Genomic DNA, 16,130 nt, shown 5'->3' on the forward strand with positions numbered 1-16,130 from the left:
GTTGATCACAGAACCCGTGGCGAGGGAGCTTGCTCCCGCTGGGTTGCGCAGCGACCCCAAGCAATTTAAATGCGGTCTGCCTGACATACCGAGGTCTCAGGATTTGGGACTGCTGCGCAGTCCAGCGGGGATGAATCCCCTCGCCACAGCGAATGTCCCCGGGCGTATTCTCTTTTCACTCAACTACTCCCCTTGACGCCCCCCACCGCTGTCGTAGACTCCGACCATCCGTCAGGGAGTAACGGTCATGCGACGTTTATGCAGTTGGGTTGTGGGATTGACCTTTATAGCGTGCGGGGTGCAGGCGCAGACGCCGGCGTCCGACGATCCGTTGCTGGAGAGCAACGTTTCGGCCAGTGCGTCGGGCAACGAGGCGCGAGGGGTACTTCGGGCGCGGGATCAGGCGGTGCTGGCCAGTGAGTTGGCCGGGCGGATTGTCGAGTTGCCGTTCAGTGAGGGCGAGTCGTTCAAGAAGGGCGACACCCTGGCGCGTTTCGACTGTTCGGCCTATCAGGCCCAGCTCAATGCGGCCCAGGCGGCCAGCCGTGGCGCCGGTGAAGAGCTGGCCCACAATCGGCAGCTCGCGGCGCTGAAATCCGTCGGACGTTTCGAGGTGTCGCGGGCCGAGGCCCGTCTCAGCGAGGCGCAGGCGCAATCCCAGGTTTATCAAGTGCAGGTCAAGCGCTGCAGCGTCATCGCACCGTTTGACGGGCAGGTGGTGGCGCGCAAGGTCCAGCGTTATGAAAGCGTCGCGGCCGGTGCGCCATTGTTGGACGTCGTGGACAATCGCACGCTGGAAATCCATCTGTTGGTTCCTTCGCGCTGGATGGGCAAGCTCAAGCCCGGCCAGTCGTTCAGCTTCGTTCCCGATGAAACCGGCAAGCCGTTGCAAGCGACGGTCAAGCGCCTGGGCGCACGCATCGACGAGGGCAGCCAGACGCTGCTGCTGGTGGCGAGCGTGCCGGATGCCAGCGGTCTGTTGTCTGGCATGAGCGGTACGGCGCGTTTCTCGGAGTCGAAGTGAACGCGCCAGTGACGGGCAGCGCCGAGCAGGTGTTCGCCCGCTTCCTCGATCTGGAGCGCCAGACCAGGGCTGCGCGCACGCCCGAGCAGTTGCGCTACAGCCTGGTCAACGACGGCCAGGCGCTGTTTGGCTTTCGTCATGCCGCGTTGTTGATCGCAGGTAAAGTGCAGGCCGTGACCGGCGTCAGCGCCATCGAGCCGAACGCGCCGTTTGTGGCATTTGTCGAGCAAGCCGTCGCGCAGTTGTTCAAGAAGGGATCGCTGGACAAGGCGCGGGTCATTGCCCCTGGCGAGGTGAGTGAGCCGGTCCAGGCGGATTGGCGAAGCCTGTCGGCCGGGCAAGTGTTCTGGCTGCCCTTGATCGATCATCAAGGCCAAGTGTTTGGCGGCTTGTGGTTCGCCCGCGACCTGCCATGGACGCCGCCGGAGCAAGTGCTGCTGTCGCAACTCGGCGACACCTACAGTCATGCGTGGCTGGCGCTGCAACCGCGCAAGCCGTGGCGCCTGCGTTGGACGCGCAAGCGCCAGGTCGCACTGGTGGCGGTGTTGCTGCTGGGGTTGCTGATCCCGGTGCGCCAATCCGTATTGGCCCCGGCCGAAGTGGTACCGCTGGGCGGGCAGGTGGTGGCGGCGCCGTTGGATGGCGTGATTGCCGAATTCCTGGTCAAGCCCAACCAGGCGGTGAAGAACGGAGACCTGTTGCTGCGTTTCGAAAGCACCACCCTCAAGGCCCAGGCCGATGTCGCCGAGCGGGCATTGGGTGTGGCCGAGGCGGAACTCAAGGCCAATTCCCAGCGCTCGTTTGCCGATGCTGAATCCAGCTCGAAGATCGACCTGCTGGCGGCTCGCGTCGAACAGAAACGTGCCGAGCGCAACTATGCCATCGAGCTGCTCAAGCGCAGCGAAGTTCGCGCCGAACGTGACGGCATTGCCGTATTCGCCGATGCCGAGCGCTGGCTCGGAAAACCTGTGCAGACCGGCGAGCGGCTGATGGAAATCGCCGATCCGAACCAGGCCGAGTTGCGCATCGAGCTGGCTGTGGGCGACGCGATTGCGTTGGAGCCAGGCGCGCAAGTGGCATTGTTTCTCGACAGCGATCCGTTGCAGCGACACCTGGCCCGGCTTGAGCGTTCGGCCTACGAAGCGCAGCCCACCGCCGCCGGGCAGTTGGCCTATCGATTGGACGCGCGTTTCGATGCCACGGCGCCGCGCATCGGCCTGCGGGGCACGGCGAAAATCTTCGGTGATCGCGCGCCGTTGGCGTTGTATCTGTTGCGCCGGCCGCTTGCGGGTCTGCGCCAGAGCGTAGGCCTGTAGCGTGGACCTGCCGAGCCTGCGGTCGGACCTGCAATTGTCTGCCGCCGCCCCCGACCCCGACGGCTCGCCGCAATGGACCCTGGCCGATCCGGTACGCGGACGCTATTTCAAGCTGGGCGCGGCGGCGATGCGCATGTTGCGGCACTGGTCCCTGGGTGATCCGGAGCAGGTATTGCGAGCGGCGAACCGCGAACCGGGCCTGCCGCTCAATGGCGAATCGCTGGAGCAATTGCTGGGCTTTTTGCGCGGCCATGACCTGATCAGCGCGATGGACCCGCAGCAACGCGACAGCTATCAATACAAGACCGCTTCCCAGCGTCAGAGCCTGTGGCAAATCCTGCTGCATCAATACCTGTTTTTCCGCATACCGCTATGGCGTCCGGATGCGTTCCTCAATCGTGCCTGGCCATTTCTCGCGCGGTTCGGCCCCGGCATCCTGCGCTATGGAATACCGCTGACCCTGGGCCTGGGCATTTTCCTGGTGTCCAGGGACTGGCAGCGGTTCCTGGCGACGTTTCCCCACCTGTTCAGCCTCGGCGGTGCGCTGGCGTTCGGGGTGGCCTTGTTCTTTGCCAAGCTGTGTCACGAATTCGGCCATGCGTTCATGGCCAAGCGTGCCGGCTGCCGCGTGCAAAGCATGGGCGTGGCGTTCATGGTGCTGCTGCCGATGTTCTATACCGATGTTAGCGACGCCTGGCGGGTCAATGATCGTCGGGCCCGATTGCTGATTGGTGCGGGCGGCGTACTGGCGGAGTTGCTCTTGGCCTGCATCGCATTGCTGGCCTGGTCACTGTTGCCCGACGGCCCGGCGCGCACGGCAGCGTTCATGTTGGCCAGCGCCACGTGGATCACCACGCTGATCATCAACCTGAACCCTTTCATGCGCTTCGACGGCTACTTCCTGCTCAGCGATTTGTGGGCTGTGGACAATCTCCAGGGCCGTGCGTTTGCCCTGTGTCGCTGGCGCTTGCGCGAAGCCTTGTTCGGTTATGGCGCTGCTGCCCCGGAACCCTGGTCACCGAAAATGCGCCGGCGCTTGCTGGTGTGGGGCTATGGTTCCTGGCTGTGGCGTGCGGCGTTGTTCTTCGGTATTGCCCTGGCGGTCTATCACCTGTTCTTCAAGGTGCTGGGCATCTTCTTGATGTTGGTGGAATTGATCTGGTTCATTTTTATGCCCATCGTGAATGAAGGACGGCAATGGTGGAGCCGCCGCGAGCAGGCCCATGGCCCCCGCGTGTTGCTGACCTGTCTGGTGCTGCTGGTCGTTCTACTTGCCTTGCTGTTGCCGTGGCGCAGTGCCGTGGAAGTGCCGGCGATGCTTGAGGCCGGTCGCGCCAGCGCCTTGCATGCGCCAGTGGCGGCGCGGGTCAAGCAGGTGAATGTCCGTGACGGCCAGGTCGTGGCCCAGGGCGACGTATTGATCGAGTTGGAATCGCCGGACATGGCGTCGCGCCTGGCGATCGTCCGTCGGGAAATCGAGATCCAGCAACTGCAGATGCGCCGTCAGGCCGGCCGCAGTGAAACCGCCGCCGATGCCGGCATTGTCGAACAGCAACTGGCCGAAGCCGTGGCCGACTATCGAGGGCTGGTTGCCCAGCGTGAACGCCTGCTGTTGCGTGCGCCCCACGCCGGACAGGTGCGCGATCTGCTGGCGGACCTGACCGTGGGGCGCTGGTTATCGCCCACGCAGCCGCTGGCGCGGGTGGTGCAAGCCGACTCCCGCTTGCGCGGCTACCTCACCGAAGCCGAACTCTGGCGGGTCGCGCTTGGTGCCACCGGACGGTTTATTGCGGACGATCCGATGCACGCCTCGATTGCCATCCAACTGAACGAAATCGACACCAACGGCGTGGCCTGGGTCGAGCAACAGGCGTTGACCTCTGACCACCACGGGCCGATCGCGGTGCGCCGCGATTCGCAGCAACGGGCCGAGCCGGTGCAGGCGCAATACGGTGTGCGGCTCAGTGCGGTGGACGACACATCCGCCCCCGTACAGCCGCTGCGTGGCGTGGCGGTGCTGCAGGGCAAGGGCGAGTCGGTATTGGGCGCGGCCTGGCGTCGGTTGGCGGCGTTGGGCGTCAGGGAAAGCGGGTTCTAAATCCAGGGAGCGAGCATGGACTCAGTGGCGGCAGAAGGATTGGTGGTGCGTCCATCGCGGGTCAGCGATGGTCCGTTCCTGCAGGGCCTGTACCAAGCGGCGCGGCCGGACTTGCAATGGATCGACGGCGATCCCGAGCAGGTGCAGCAAGTGATCGCCCAGCAGTTCGAGATCCAAGAGCAGGGCCTGGGGGACAACTTCCCCAACGCCATGCATTACGTCGTGGAAAAGCTCGGCACCGCCATCGGCGCCTTGAGCACCGATTTCGGCCCTAACGAAATCCGCGTCCTCTACCTGGCTTTCGTCCCCCAGGCCCGTGGGCAAGGGTATGGCCGGGCAGTGTTGCAAGGCGTACAGAAAGCCGCACAACAGATCCGCTGCCCGGTGGCGACGGTGGTCTGGGCCAGCAACCCCCACGCCCGCCGACACTACCTGGCGCTGGGCTTCGAAGTGCAAGAGCGCAACCCCGCGGCGGAGCGGTTGGTCTGGTATCCGAAAGGCAATTGACCCGATCTTACAGACGCTAAAGAACCCCCGTGGGAGCGAGCCTGCTCGCGAAGGCGGTGTACCCATGACACCCGCGCCGCTGAACCCCCGCTTTCCGAGCCAACCCGCGATGGAGCGCTCCGAAGCGTAGGAAGAATCGGTTTTTTGCCTAGGACGTTTCCTATTCGTTCTAAATCCATACCCCCCGGGATTGCAGCTTTCCCGCAACACAACGTCTTATTCATGGCTCTGAAATTCGTTCGGCTTGGCAGGGGGCAAGCGGACAACTTCCCGTGAGTAGGAGCCTTAAAAATGCATGCATCCTTGCAACTCGCCTATACCAACGAAGCATCCGCTGAATATCTCCGTCGTCTGGACGACTCACCTTTTACTGATCATCAACTTGCCGGTTTCGACGAGCATGCGCTGGCGAGCGTTAACCAACAACAGGCGTACGCCCAGGCTCATCCACCGATCGCCATTTACCGAGTCGCCACCGAAGGCAGCCAGACCCGCGACGGTGGGGTAATCCAGCAAGGTACGGCACCGCTGGAATTGCCTTTGGCGGACGGACGCCAGGCCCGCGCAGCGTGCAAGGGTGACCAGGTTGTGTATGCCGATGGGAGCACTGCACGGATCGTCACTGGCGCAGGCGAGGGCAACAGCCATGTTGCGCTGGTAGGTAGCGTTCTGAGCAATGGCGATGAAATCATCAATACGCCACAAGGCGCACTGTTGCTCATTGCCCGTGAAGGCGTGCCGATGGCGGATGACTTCCTGCCCGCGATTGAACAGGTACAGGGTGCCAACCTACGATCGGATGAGATGAAGGATGTCATCCAATGAGCCGGGGTTATTACATTGGACTCGGTGACGAAACCACCTGTGGTGGGAAGGTGCTGGATGGGGATGCCAGCTTCAGTCTGGACGGCCTCCTTCATGCCTGTGAAGGTGACCGGGTTACGTGCGGCAAGAATGGCAAAACGTATCGGATCATCGGCGGTGTAACCCACATGACCAGCAATGGCCGGCTCATGGCAGGTACGCTGGACAGCCAAAGTGGCTGCCCCTGTAACGCGCGACTGCTCCCCTCCGTATTCACGGCCAGCTATAGGAACGAAAACCCTCCCCCGCGAGCCAGCCGCGCCGCTCAACCGGCTCCACAATCCGCGACCTATGCCTCGGCTGCACCGCGTCATTCGAGCTTCGCCCCCTCAAGCCAGCTGCCGTTCGGAGCATCCACCCACCTGGAACCTCAGGAGCCAGGTTTCTATGTCGTCCCTAAAAGCGTGAGCCGTGAAGCCTTGGAAGCCACGCTATTCCCCGCGCCCGACCCGCAGGTGATGCGCAAATTCCGAGCGCTGAACCCTCGCCGCGATGTGGTCAAAGCCGGTTCGATGATCGTGTTGAGCGACCCGAACAACCTGCAATGCACTCGCGAAGAAGCGCAGGTGATGGCGGCGGCGGAAACAGTCAATGCCGCACTCGAAGACCTGACGGCCGAACAAGCTGACTTCATGCACCGCCACGCGGCCGAGATCGCCAGCTTCACCGGCCAGACCTCGACCTGGCTGGGCGTGAGCGCCGTGGTGATGGAAAAACACCTGGCGAGCCTGCGCGACACCCTGCAAGCCATGGAGCGCTTGCACCAGGACAGCTATCGCCAGCATGGGCATCTCAAATCAGCGCAATTCTTTACCGAACGCAAACTCCTGCTCGCCCAGTTGGACGCTCACTTGCTGAATTCCACCCGCCTGCGCGGCCATACGACGCTGGGAGACCATCCCAAGTTGAAAACCGCCCTTGGCATTTCGAGCCGCAGCCTGGTTCATCATTGGAACAAGGCTGGCGCGCCGGGGCAGATACCGGGGTATGCCACGCATGTGGAGGCGACCAGTCGTGCTGCGAAATATATGCAGATGGGTGGGTATGTTGGTATTGGGATTGGTGGGGTGTCTTCTGTGCTGGCGGTTCAGGCTGTGTGCAACGGGGGTTCAGAGGAGGCTTGTGAGCGGGTCAGGTTTACTGAGGGAGGGAAATTTGTCGGGTCAGCAGTTGGTGGCTGGATTGGAGGGGTCGGTGCTTCTGCTGCGAGTGGTTCTGTTTGCTTACTGCTAGGAGTCACTACCGGCATTGGAGGTGTTCTCTGCGTCGGCGCGGTGGTGGCGGCTGGTGCGTGGGGAGGTACGACGCTGGGTGCTATGGGGGGCGAGGGGATTGGGGAAGTACTGTACGAGGAAATTTTGCAATGATACCGGAGGAGTTCTGGAAGTCTTGGCTGGCTTTTTGGTTTATGGCCGGCCCCACCCTGCTGGGCTTTTCGAGCTTTTTATTCTGCCTCTATCTGAGCCGCCGACATTTGAACGCCATGATGCAGGCCCTGAATAACAGCCGCTACATCCATCTTTGGGGCCCCGCATGGCGGAGGCGAGGCTGGGTCGGGGGGATCATACTGATCGTGAAAATCGCCGGAATGGTAGTGTTTCCAAGGGCAAATATACTGAGCGGTAATGTAGATCCAACCGATATTGAAAATTTCCCACCGCGTCTGAAACGCCTTTTGACTGTTTTTTTGGCGATCGTGTACGCTTCCTTAGTCTGGGCGATAGTTGTGTATTTGCTGATGAAATTTAAGTAGCTTGGGCGAGCAGCATGATGGTCTGGACGGGTGCCATCGCGAGCAAAGACGCTCCCACAAACTAAGCAAAATCCCATCAATTAAACGCAATATAAAAATACCCCACCCCCGGATCCCGTCCCATCGGCGGTACCCGTGATACGAACACCCCTTCGAGCCTGCCCAATTCCGGTACTTCCAGCGCGCAGAGCCCATCGACGAAGTCGGTGCTTTCCAGGCTGTTGAATTCGACGCTGAACGGCATGCGTTCGTTGCTGGGCATTTTCGCCCGGGGTGCTTCTTCCAGGGTTTCGATCCGTACGGGCAGGCAACTGCCGTCGGGCAAGGTCAGGTGGCTGGTCTGGCCGAGCAGTGGTTGGAAATGGCGACTATGAACGTGTTGCAGCATATCGATGCTCCCAAAAGCCGGAAGACCGAGGCCTTCCGGCGGGTGGTCAGTTGCGGGATGGGAAATAGCCTTGCAGCGCGATGCTGAAGTTGATTGCCAGGTACGGGTTCATGATTGCCATCGGCGTGCTGCCGCCAGTAGGGGCGACCGTGCCACTGACCACCGTGGTCACGCCTTGCAATGGCACCGGCGAAGCACCCACTTGATCGGAATATATCGCCGCCGAACCGGGCCCGGTGCCCGAGGTGCCGATGAATGAGTTGGTGGCCGTCGGCGTGTTCACCGGGTTGCTGGCCGGGTTCGCCAGTTGCAGCGTGGTGGCGGCGGTAATGCCGGTGAGTGCATGGGTGTGGTTGGGCAGGTTGTTCAGCGTTGCGCTGACGTTTTCCGTACCGGAAATTTCGCCGATTACCCGCGGAGTCAGGCCCAGCCCGTTGCCTTGGCCCAATGGCAGGCGCCCCTGCAGATTGGGCAGCATGAAGGTGGTCTGGCCGTTGCCGCCGTACGTTACGCCGATCAGCGCGAACAGGGTCTGATACTGGGAAAGGGCGAGTGTTTGCCCGTTGCACAGGGCCCAGTCCCTGGGTGCAAAGTTAAAGGCGAATGACTGGATAGTGCCGATGAATACTTCCATAGATTCCTCGTCCCTCGGGTTATGGGTCTTGCAATGCCTGGCACGTGAAGGACAAGAGTGCGATCAGCCCGACTCCTTCATCCCCTGGCCTGGTCACGCACGGCTGAGCGTAGACGGGGATGCCTGATTTTGCCGGACGGATCGAATGAAAAAACCGGCTCGGCGGGCTTAATCGATTCAGGTCTCGGGCGCCCCGATACCGTCCATCTTTTTTACAGGTTTTGATGTGTTTGATATCAAAACACCACTAGGCGAAGTTTTTTTCCTCGGCTACGCTTCGGCTACAAAGGACTACAATCAAGGTGAATGGATTGCCGCAGTTTCACTTTATCTCCGGTCTACCGCGCTCAGGCTCGACCCTGCTTTCTGCCATTCTGTTGCAGAACCCGCGCTTCCACGCCGGCATGACCAGTCCCGTCGGTACGCTGTTCAGCAGCGTCTTGCAGCAATGCAGTGCCGGTAGCGAGTTCGGTTCGGTGATCGACACCGATCTACGGCGGCGCCTGTTGCGCGGCCTCTTCGATTCCTACTACGCCGACAAGTCCGATAAACCGGTCATCTTCGACACCAACCGCCAATGGTGTGCGCGCCTGCCTGCCCTGCAGGACCTGTTTCCCCAAGCCAAGACCATCGCCTGCGTGCGCAACGTCGCCTGGATCCTCGACAGCCTGGAGCGGCTCTACCGCGCCAACCCCTTCGAAAACACCAAGCTGTTCAACGACGATGACGAGCGCAACACCGTCTACAGCCGCTGCGAAACCCTGGCCCAGCGCAACCGCCTGGTGGGGTTCGCCTGGACTGCGCTGAAAGAAGCCTATTACGGTGAAAACGCCGAATCGCTGCTGATCGTCGATTACGACCTGTTGAGCCAGGCGCCTGAACGCGTCATGCGGCTGGTCTACGAGTTCATCGGCGAGCCGTGGTTCGAGCACGACTTCAATCACTTGACCTACGACGCCCCGGCCTTCGATCAGGCCTTGGGTGTTGCCGGTCTGCACAAGGTCAAGCCCAAGGTTGCACCGCAAGCCCGACGGACGCTGCTGCCGCCGGATCTGTTCGATAAATATGCCGAATTGTCGTTCTGGCGCGATGGCACGGCCAGTGCCGCCAATGTCATTCGCATGAAAGCCGACGCCGCGATCAGTTGATCGCGGTTTTTATCATTTGCGTTTAAGAAAGTTCGAGTCCGGGTGATCGTCATGTGGTGGAGCAAAGGCAAATCGCGGGTAACCGAGGGCGCACAGGCCCTGGCATCGCCAATGATCATGTCGCTGGAGCCGCGAATGCTCTTCGACGGCGCGGTGGCCGCGACCGTGGCCGATGCCGCGCAGCCGGACGCGCACCCGACCGCCGACGCGGCGAAGACGCCAACGGCGGACCAGCCTTCCGACACCCATGCGCCCCAGGGCCAGACCGATGCCACCGAGGCGGCCGTCCCGGGCAAGTCCGTGGTGTTCGTCGACTCCCGCGTGAAGGACTCTGCCCAGTTGTTGCAAGGCGTGGCGCCGGGTACCGAGGTGGTGCAGCTCGATGGCACCAAGGACGGCTTGCAGCAGATCGCCGATTACCTGGACACCCACCAGGGCGTCAGCTCGGTGCAGATCATCGCCCACGGCAACGCCGGTGATTTGTGGCTGGGCAACAGCTACCTGTCGGCGGATAACGTCCAGGCCCGCAGCGAAGTGCTGGCGCAGATCGGCCAGGACATGAACGCTGGCGGCGACATCCTGATCTATGGCTGCTATACGGCCGAAGGCGACCGCGGCATGAGCCTGGTCAACTCGCTGGCGCAGCTCACCGGCCGGGACGTGGCCGCTTCCGACGACCGCACCGGCCTGGGCGGCGATTGGAACCTGGAAATCGCGACCGGCAGCATCGAAAGCGCCAACGTGCTGTCGGCGAATGCCATGAGCGACTACCAGTGGGGCCTGGCCACCTGGACCGCCACCAACAACCTCAACAGCGGCGTGGGTTCCCTGCGTGCAGCCCTGTTGTCCGCGCAGAACGGTGACATCGTCACGTTCAACACCAGCATGACCGTCGCCCTGACCCAGGTGCTGGTGGTCAACAGGAACGTCACCATCGACGGTGACCTGAACAATGACAACGTCGCCGACGTGACCCTCGACGGCCAGAACCGCACCCAGATCATGCAAGTGACGTCCGGCACCACGGCCACCCTCGATGGTCTGGTGATCACCCGGGGCATGGTGGCAGGCAACGGTGGTAACGGCGGCGACGACGCGCTGGTGTCCCAGGGCGGCGGCATCTATAACGCCGGCACCTTGACCCTGCGCAACGTTACGGTCACCGCGAACGCCGCTTCAGGCGGCGGTGGCGGCGGCGGTGTGACGCCGCAATACGCCGGTGGCGGTGGCGGTGGCGGTGGTGCGGTCGGTAGCGGTATCGGCGGCAAGGGCGGCGACACGCTCAACTCCACGGGTTCCAATGGCTCGGCCGGGCAGGGCGGCGCGGGCGGCGGCTTCTTCAACATTGGCGGGCGTGGCGGTTCCACCACGGGTGGCGCGGGCGGTGCGGCCTATCCGGGCTACAGCACCGGTTCGGCCGGCGGTACGGCCAGCAGCGGTGGCTTGTCCATCGGCGGTGGCGGCGGTGGTGACGGGTATGACAACTTCGGCGGCGACGGCGGCGGTGCGGTCGGTGGTATCTATAACGACACCGGCGCGACCCTGCGGATCATCGGCAATTCGGTCATCTCCAACAACGTCGGTGCCGGCGGTGGCGGTGGTGGCGGCGGGGCGGGCGGTAGCTATCTCCAGGCGGGCGGTGCGGGCGGCGTCGGTGTCGGCGCGATCTGGAACAAAGGTTCGATCCTGATCACCGCCGCCAACTTCGCCGCCCTGGCTGGCAACGTCGGCGGCAGTGGCGTAGGCGGGACAAGTGCAGGTACCGCAGGGGTTTCACCGGCGTCAGTGGCCAACGTCTACGGCGATGGCGGCACCATCAATACCAACTATGTGCCGGACGAGACGCCGCCCACCGCGACCGTCGTGGTGGCCAACACCAACCTGAACTCCGGTGGTACGTCGACGGTGACCATCACCTTCTCCGAAGCCGTGACCGGCCTCACCGCGGCGGACCTGACGGTGCAGAACGGCACCGTTGGCACCTTGACCACCAGCAACGGTGGCATCACCTGGACCGGTACGTTGACCGCGGCCAGCGACATCGCCGACACCACCAATATCATCACCCTGAACAACACCGGTGTGGCTGACTTGGCCGGTAATGCCGGGGTGGGCACCACTGACTCGAACAACTACATCGTCAACGACACCGTGGCGCCGACGGCGTCCATCGTGGTGAGCGACACGGCCCTCAGGATTGGCGAGACCTCGACGGTGACCATCACTTTCTCCGAGGCCGTCTCCGGCTTCACCACGGCCGACATGACGGTGGCCAACGGTACGCTCAGCGGCCTGAGCACCAGCGATGGTGGTATCACCTGGACCGCCACCCTGACACCGGATGCGACTGTCACCGACACCTCCAATCTCATTGTGCTGAATAACACGGGCGTGGCGGACCTCAATGGCAACGCCGGCGTGGGGACGACCAACTCCAACAACTACGCCATCGACACGCAACGTCCGACCGCCACCATCGTGGTCGCCGATACGGCGTTGAGCGCGGGCGAAACCTCGGTGGTGACCATCACCTTCAGCGAGGCCGTGAGTGGGTTCACCGCGGCGGACCTGACCGTTGCCAATGGCAGCGTGACCGGGCTGAGCACCAGTGACGGCGGCATCACGTGGACCGCGACGCTGACCCCGAGCGCCAGCACCAGCGACACCAGCAACCTCATCACTTTGGACAACACCGGCATTGCCGACCTGGCCGGCAACGCCGGCAGCGGCACCACCGACTCGAACAACTACGCCATCGACACCCAGCGTCCGACTGCCTCCATCGTGGTGGCCGATACGGCGCTGAGCGTCGGTGAAACGTCCCTGGTCACAATTACCTTCAGCGAGCCCGTCACGGGCTTCACCCTGGCCGACATGACCGTCGCCAACGGCAGCTTGAGCGGGCTGAGCAGCAGCGACGGCGGCATCACCTGGACCGCAACGCTCACCCCGAGTGCCAGCATCAGCGACGCCACCAACCTGATCATCCTGGCCAATACCGGCGTGGCGGACGCAGCGGGCAATGCCGGCAGCGGTACCACCAGCTCCAACAACTACGCCGTCGATACCCAGCGTCCCACGGCCAGTATTGTCGTGAGCGATACCTCGCTGAGCGTCGGCGAAACCTCTCTGGTGACCATCACTTTCAACGAAGCGGTAACAGGCTTTACCACCGCTGACCTGACGGTCGCCAACGGTACGGTCACCGGCCTGAGCAGCGGCGACGGCGGCATCACCTGGACCGGGACGCTGACGCCAAGCGCCAGCATCAGCGACACCAGCAACCTCATCACCCTGGATAATACCGGCGTGACCGACGCGGTGGGCAATGCGGGCAGCGGCACCACCGACTCCAACAACTACGCCATCGACACCGCGCGCCCGACTGCAACCATCGTTGTCGCCGACACGGCTGTCGGCGCCGGCGAAACCTCAGTGGTGACGATTACCTTCAACGAGGCGGTAACCGGTTTCACCCTGGCGGACCTGAGCGTCACCAACGGCAGCCTGAGCGGCCTGAGCACCAGCGACAACATCACCTACACCGCGACGTTCACTCCGTCGGCAGGCGTCACCGACACCACGAACCTGATCACCCTCAACAACACCGGCGTGGTGGATGGCGCGGGCAACACCGGCAGTGGCACCACCGACTCCAACAATTATGCCGTCGACACCCAACGTCCAACTGCGACCATCGTGATCGCCGACACCGCGTTGAGCGTGGGCGAAACCTCCCTGGTGACCATCACCTTCTCCGAAGCGGTCAGCGGTTTCGACAATTCGGACCTGAGCGTGGCCAACGGCACGTTGAGTGCGGTCAGCTCCAGCGATGGCGGCATTACCTGGACCGCCACCTTCACCCCGGCCCTCGGCGTCAGCGATACGTCCAACGTCATTACCTTGAATAACACCGGCATCACTGACGGGGCGGGCAATACCGGTACCGGGACCACCAACTCCAACAACTACCAGGTCGACACCAACGTGCCGACGGCGACCATCGTGGTCGCCGACAGCACCTTGGGCATTGGCGAAACGACGATCGTGACCGTGACGTTCAACTCGGCGGTCAGTGGCTTCGACAATTCGGACCTGACCGTCAGCAACGGTACCTTGGGCACCATGAGCAGTACCGACGGCGGCGTCACCTGGACCGCCACCTTCACGCCGAGCGTGAGCATTTCCGATACCAGCAACGTGATCACCCTGGACAATACCGGCCTGATCAACGGCGCGGGCAACGCCGGTGTCGGCACCACCGACTCCAATAATTATGTGGTGGATACGGTGCGTCCGACCGCGACCATTGTCGTGGCCGACACCGCCATCGCGGCCGGCGAAACCTCCCTGGTAACCATCACGTTCAGCGAGGCCGTGACAGCGTTCACTGCCGGCGACCTGACCGTCGCCAACGGAACGATCTCCGGGCTGAGCAGCAGCGACGGCGGGATCACCTGGACCGCGACCTTCACGCCCACCAACGGCGTCAACGACAGCAGCAATGTGATTTCGCTCAACAGCGGCGGCATCATCGATCTGGCGGGCAACGGCAACGTCGGCACAACCGATTCCAACAATTACGCCCTCGATACCCAGCGTCCGACTGCCACCATCGTGCTCAGTGATTCATCACTGAGACCGGGCGAAACGGCGCAAGTGACCATCACCTTCAGCGAGGCGGTGAGCGGTTTCAGCAACGATGACCTGAGTGTTGCCAACGGCACCTTGAGCGCCGTGAGCAGCAGTGATGGCGGCCTGACCTGGACCGCCACGTTTACCCCGTCCCTGGGCGTGAGCGACACCACCAACCTGATCATTCTCGACAACACCGGGGTGAGCGATGCGGCGGGCAACACCGGAACCGGCACCACCGATTCGGCCAACTACGCCGTCGAGACTCGCGTGCCGACCGCCACTGTCGTCGTCGCCGACACAGCGCTGAGCGTGGGCGAAACGTCGCAGGTGACGATCACCTTCTCCGAAGCGGTCAGCGGCTTCGACAACAACGACCTGACCGTCAGCAACGGAACGCTGAGCAATGTGTCGTCCACCGACGGCGGCGTCACCTGGACGGCAACGTTCACGCCGGCGAGCAATATCACCGACACCAGCAACATGATCAGCCTGGACACCAGTGGCGTCACTAACGTTTCGGGCAACAGCGGTGTCGGCGTGGTCAACTCCAACAACTACGCGATCGACACCGTGCGTCCGGGCGCAACCATCGTGGTGGCCGATACCTCGCTGGGCATCGGCCAGACCACCACCGTGACCATCAGCTTCACCGAGGCGGTGTCCGGTTTCGACCTATCGGACCTCAGTGTCGCCAACGGCGTGCTGTCCAACCTCGCCAGCAGCGATGGCGGCCTGACCTGGACAGCGACCCTGACGCCAACGGTGGGTGTCAACGACGCCACCAACCTGATCCTGCTCGACGCCAGCAACGTACAGGACAGTGCCGGCAACGCCGGCGTGGGCATCGCCATCTCCGCCAACTATGCCCTCGATGCGACCCGGCCGACCGCGACCATCGTAGTCGCCAACCCGAACCTGGGCGTGGGCCAGACGACCCAGGTGACCTTCACCTTCAGCGAGGCGGTGACGGACTTCGACCTCTCGGACCTGAGCGTCACCAACGGCGAACTGAGCAACCTGACCAGCAGCGACGGCGGCAAGACCTGGACGGCGACCTTCACGCCCACGGTGAACCTCACCGATCCAAGCAATTTCATTGCCCTGGACACCGGTAACGTCAGCGACCTGTCGGGCAATGCTGGATCAAGCGTGGCGGTGTCCAACAACTACGCGATCGACACCGTGGTGCCCAACGATGTGAAGCCACCACCGGACTTCCTGACATCGGACCCAGTAACGGTCATCCCGCCGTCCGAGGTGCCGTTGCAGCCGATCGTCTTCACGCCGCCGACTGGCAACCTGGGCTCGCCGCTGGGCTTCCCGCCGCTGTTCGAGCAGCGCGATGTCGGCGGTCTCGATCCTATCGGCAGCATCTTCATCAACCGGGGCGAGCTGGCGCCCAGCTATATCGCCCAGGTGTTCAGCAGCGACGCCGCCGGGGATGGTTCGGGCCAGGGGTTCCTGGGCTTTGGTGGTGGCGATGGCGGGGTGTTCGGCAGCAGCACGATTTCCAGCCTGTTCAACCAGGACGCCAGTTCCGATGGCGAATCGCTGGATGCGTTCGACAACCAGTCGATCAAGGGGGGCGATGCGTCCCAGGGCGTGCGCGGGGTATTCGGCGCACCGACCTTGGGCCAGCAATTGCAGCAACTCAAAGACACAGAGCAACGTCAGGTGGACAGCCTGGCAATGGCCCTGAAACAGGCCGGTACCCGCCAAGTGCAGGCCTGAGAAATTCCCATAAGAAAATACGGCAGCCA

General features: G+C 62.9%; 11 protein-coding genes. 9 read left to right on the forward strand and 2 right to left on the reverse strand.

The annotated features are described in order from the left end of the window. Window positions 1-247 precede the first annotated feature (247 nt). The 7 genes from JMN22_RS14165 to JMN22_RS14195 all read left to right on the forward strand — a co-directional run bounded on the left by JMN22_RS14165 (window position 248) and on the right by JMN22_RS14195 (window position 7,562). Window positions 248-1,024, forward strand: a complete 777-nt coding sequence (locus tag JMN22_RS14165; protein WP_198797010.1) for an efflux RND transporter periplasmic adaptor subunit — start codon at window positions 248-250, stop codon at window positions 1,022-1,024. Next, window positions 1,021-2,340, forward strand: a complete 1,320-nt coding sequence (locus tag JMN22_RS14170) for an efflux RND transporter periplasmic adaptor subunit (RefSeq protein WP_198797011.1) — start codon at window positions 1,021-1,023, stop codon at window positions 2,338-2,340. Before JMN22_RS14165 ends, JMN22_RS14170 begins: the two co-directional genes overlap by 4 nt. A gap of 1 nt (window position 2,341) precedes the next feature. Continuing rightward, window positions 2,342-4,438 (forward strand): biotin/lipoyl-binding protein, encoded by a 2,097-nt coding sequence (locus tag JMN22_RS14175; RefSeq protein ID WP_198797012.1) that lies wholly within the window; start codon window positions 2,342-2,344, stop codon window positions 4,436-4,438. A gap of 15 nt (window positions 4,439-4,453) precedes the next feature. Continuing rightward, window positions 4,454-4,945: a GNAT family N-acetyltransferase gene (locus JMN22_RS14180; protein ID WP_030137993.1), complete on the forward strand. Its 492-nt coding sequence runs from the start codon at window positions 4,454-4,456 to the stop codon at window positions 4,943-4,945. A gap of 291 nt (window positions 4,946-5,236) precedes the next feature. Continuing rightward, window positions 5,237-5,770, forward strand: a complete 534-nt coding sequence (locus JMN22_RS14185) for a hypothetical protein (RefSeq protein WP_198797013.1) — start codon at window positions 5,237-5,239, stop codon at window positions 5,768-5,770. Next, window positions 5,767-7,176, forward strand: a complete 1,410-nt coding sequence (locus JMN22_RS14190; RefSeq protein WP_198797014.1) for a PAAR domain-containing protein — start codon at window positions 5,767-5,769, stop codon at window positions 7,174-7,176. The genes JMN22_RS14185 and JMN22_RS14190 overlap by 4 nt, the downstream gene beginning before the upstream one ends. Continuing rightward, the gene (locus JMN22_RS14195) at window positions 7,173-7,562 is read left to right on the forward strand and encodes a hypothetical protein (protein WP_198797015.1); all 390 of its coding nucleotides are present in this window, start codon (window positions 7,173-7,175) and stop codon (window positions 7,560-7,562) included. Before JMN22_RS14190 ends, JMN22_RS14195 begins: the two co-directional genes overlap by 4 nt. Window positions 7,563-7,638: 76 nt before the next feature. Here JMN22_RS14195 and JMN22_RS14200 read toward each other — a convergent pair whose 3' ends face one another. After that, window positions 7,639-7,950 carry a DUF6916 family protein gene (locus JMN22_RS14200; protein ID WP_198797016.1) on the reverse strand — a complete coding sequence of 104 codons (312 nt, stop codon included), beginning with the start codon at window positions 7,948-7,950 and terminating at the stop codon, window positions 7,639-7,641. Between the two features lie 46 nt (window positions 7,951-7,996). Further along, on the reverse strand, window positions 7,997-8,584 hold the full coding sequence (locus JMN22_RS14205) for a phage tail protein (protein ID WP_030137988.1): 588 nt from the start codon (window positions 8,582-8,584) through the stop codon (window positions 7,997-7,999). A 302-nt stretch (window positions 8,585-8,886) separates the two neighbouring features. Here JMN22_RS14205 and JMN22_RS14210 point away from each other — a divergent pair, with 302 nt between their 5' ends. Continuing rightward, window positions 8,887-9,732: a sulfotransferase family protein gene (locus JMN22_RS14210; RefSeq protein WP_030137987.1), complete on the forward strand. Its 846-nt coding sequence runs from the start codon at window positions 8,887-8,889 to the stop codon at window positions 9,730-9,732. A 51-nt stretch (window positions 9,733-9,783) separates the two neighbouring features. Continuing rightward, window positions 9,784-16,101, forward strand: a complete 6,318-nt coding sequence (locus JMN22_RS14215; RefSeq protein ID WP_198797017.1) for an Ig-like domain-containing protein — start codon at window positions 9,784-9,786, stop codon at window positions 16,099-16,101. Window positions 16,102-16,130: the final 29 nt, after the last annotated feature.

This window comes from Pseudomonas sp. HB05 (genome assembly GCF_016756915.1).
In the GTDB taxonomy this organism is placed as follows: Bacteria; Pseudomonadota; Gammaproteobacteria; order Pseudomonadales; family Pseudomonadaceae; genus Aquipseudomonas; species Aquipseudomonas alvandae.

Coding starts and splice junctions, on each gene's coding strand:
- JMN22_RS14205 (WP_030137988.1), bottom strand. CDS start 8,584: ATGGAAGTATTCATCGGCACTATCCAGTCATTCGCCTTTAACTTTGCA.
- JMN22_RS14185 (WP_198797013.1), top strand. CDS start 5,237: ATGCATGCATCCTTGCAACTCGCCTATACCAACGAAGCATCCGCTGAA.
- JMN22_RS14180 (WP_030137993.1), top strand. CDS start 4,454: ATGGACTCAGTGGCGGCAGAAGGATTGGTGGTGCGTCCATCGCGGGTC.
- JMN22_RS14215 (WP_198797017.1), top strand. CDS start 9,784: ATGTGGTGGAGCAAAGGCAAATCGCGGGTAACCGAGGGCGCACAGGCC.
- JMN22_RS14200 (WP_198797016.1), bottom strand. CDS start 7,950: ATGCTGCAACACGTTCATAGTCGCCATTTCCAACCACTGCTCGGCCAG.
- JMN22_RS14165 (WP_198797010.1), top strand. CDS start 248: ATGCGACGTTTATGCAGTTGGGTTGTGGGATTGACCTTTATAGCGTGC.
- JMN22_RS14190 (WP_198797014.1), top strand. CDS start 5,767: ATGAGCCGGGGTTATTACATTGGACTCGGTGACGAAACCACCTGTGGT.
- JMN22_RS14195 (WP_198797015.1), top strand. CDS start 7,173: ATGATACCGGAGGAGTTCTGGAAGTCTTGGCTGGCTTTTTGGTTTATG.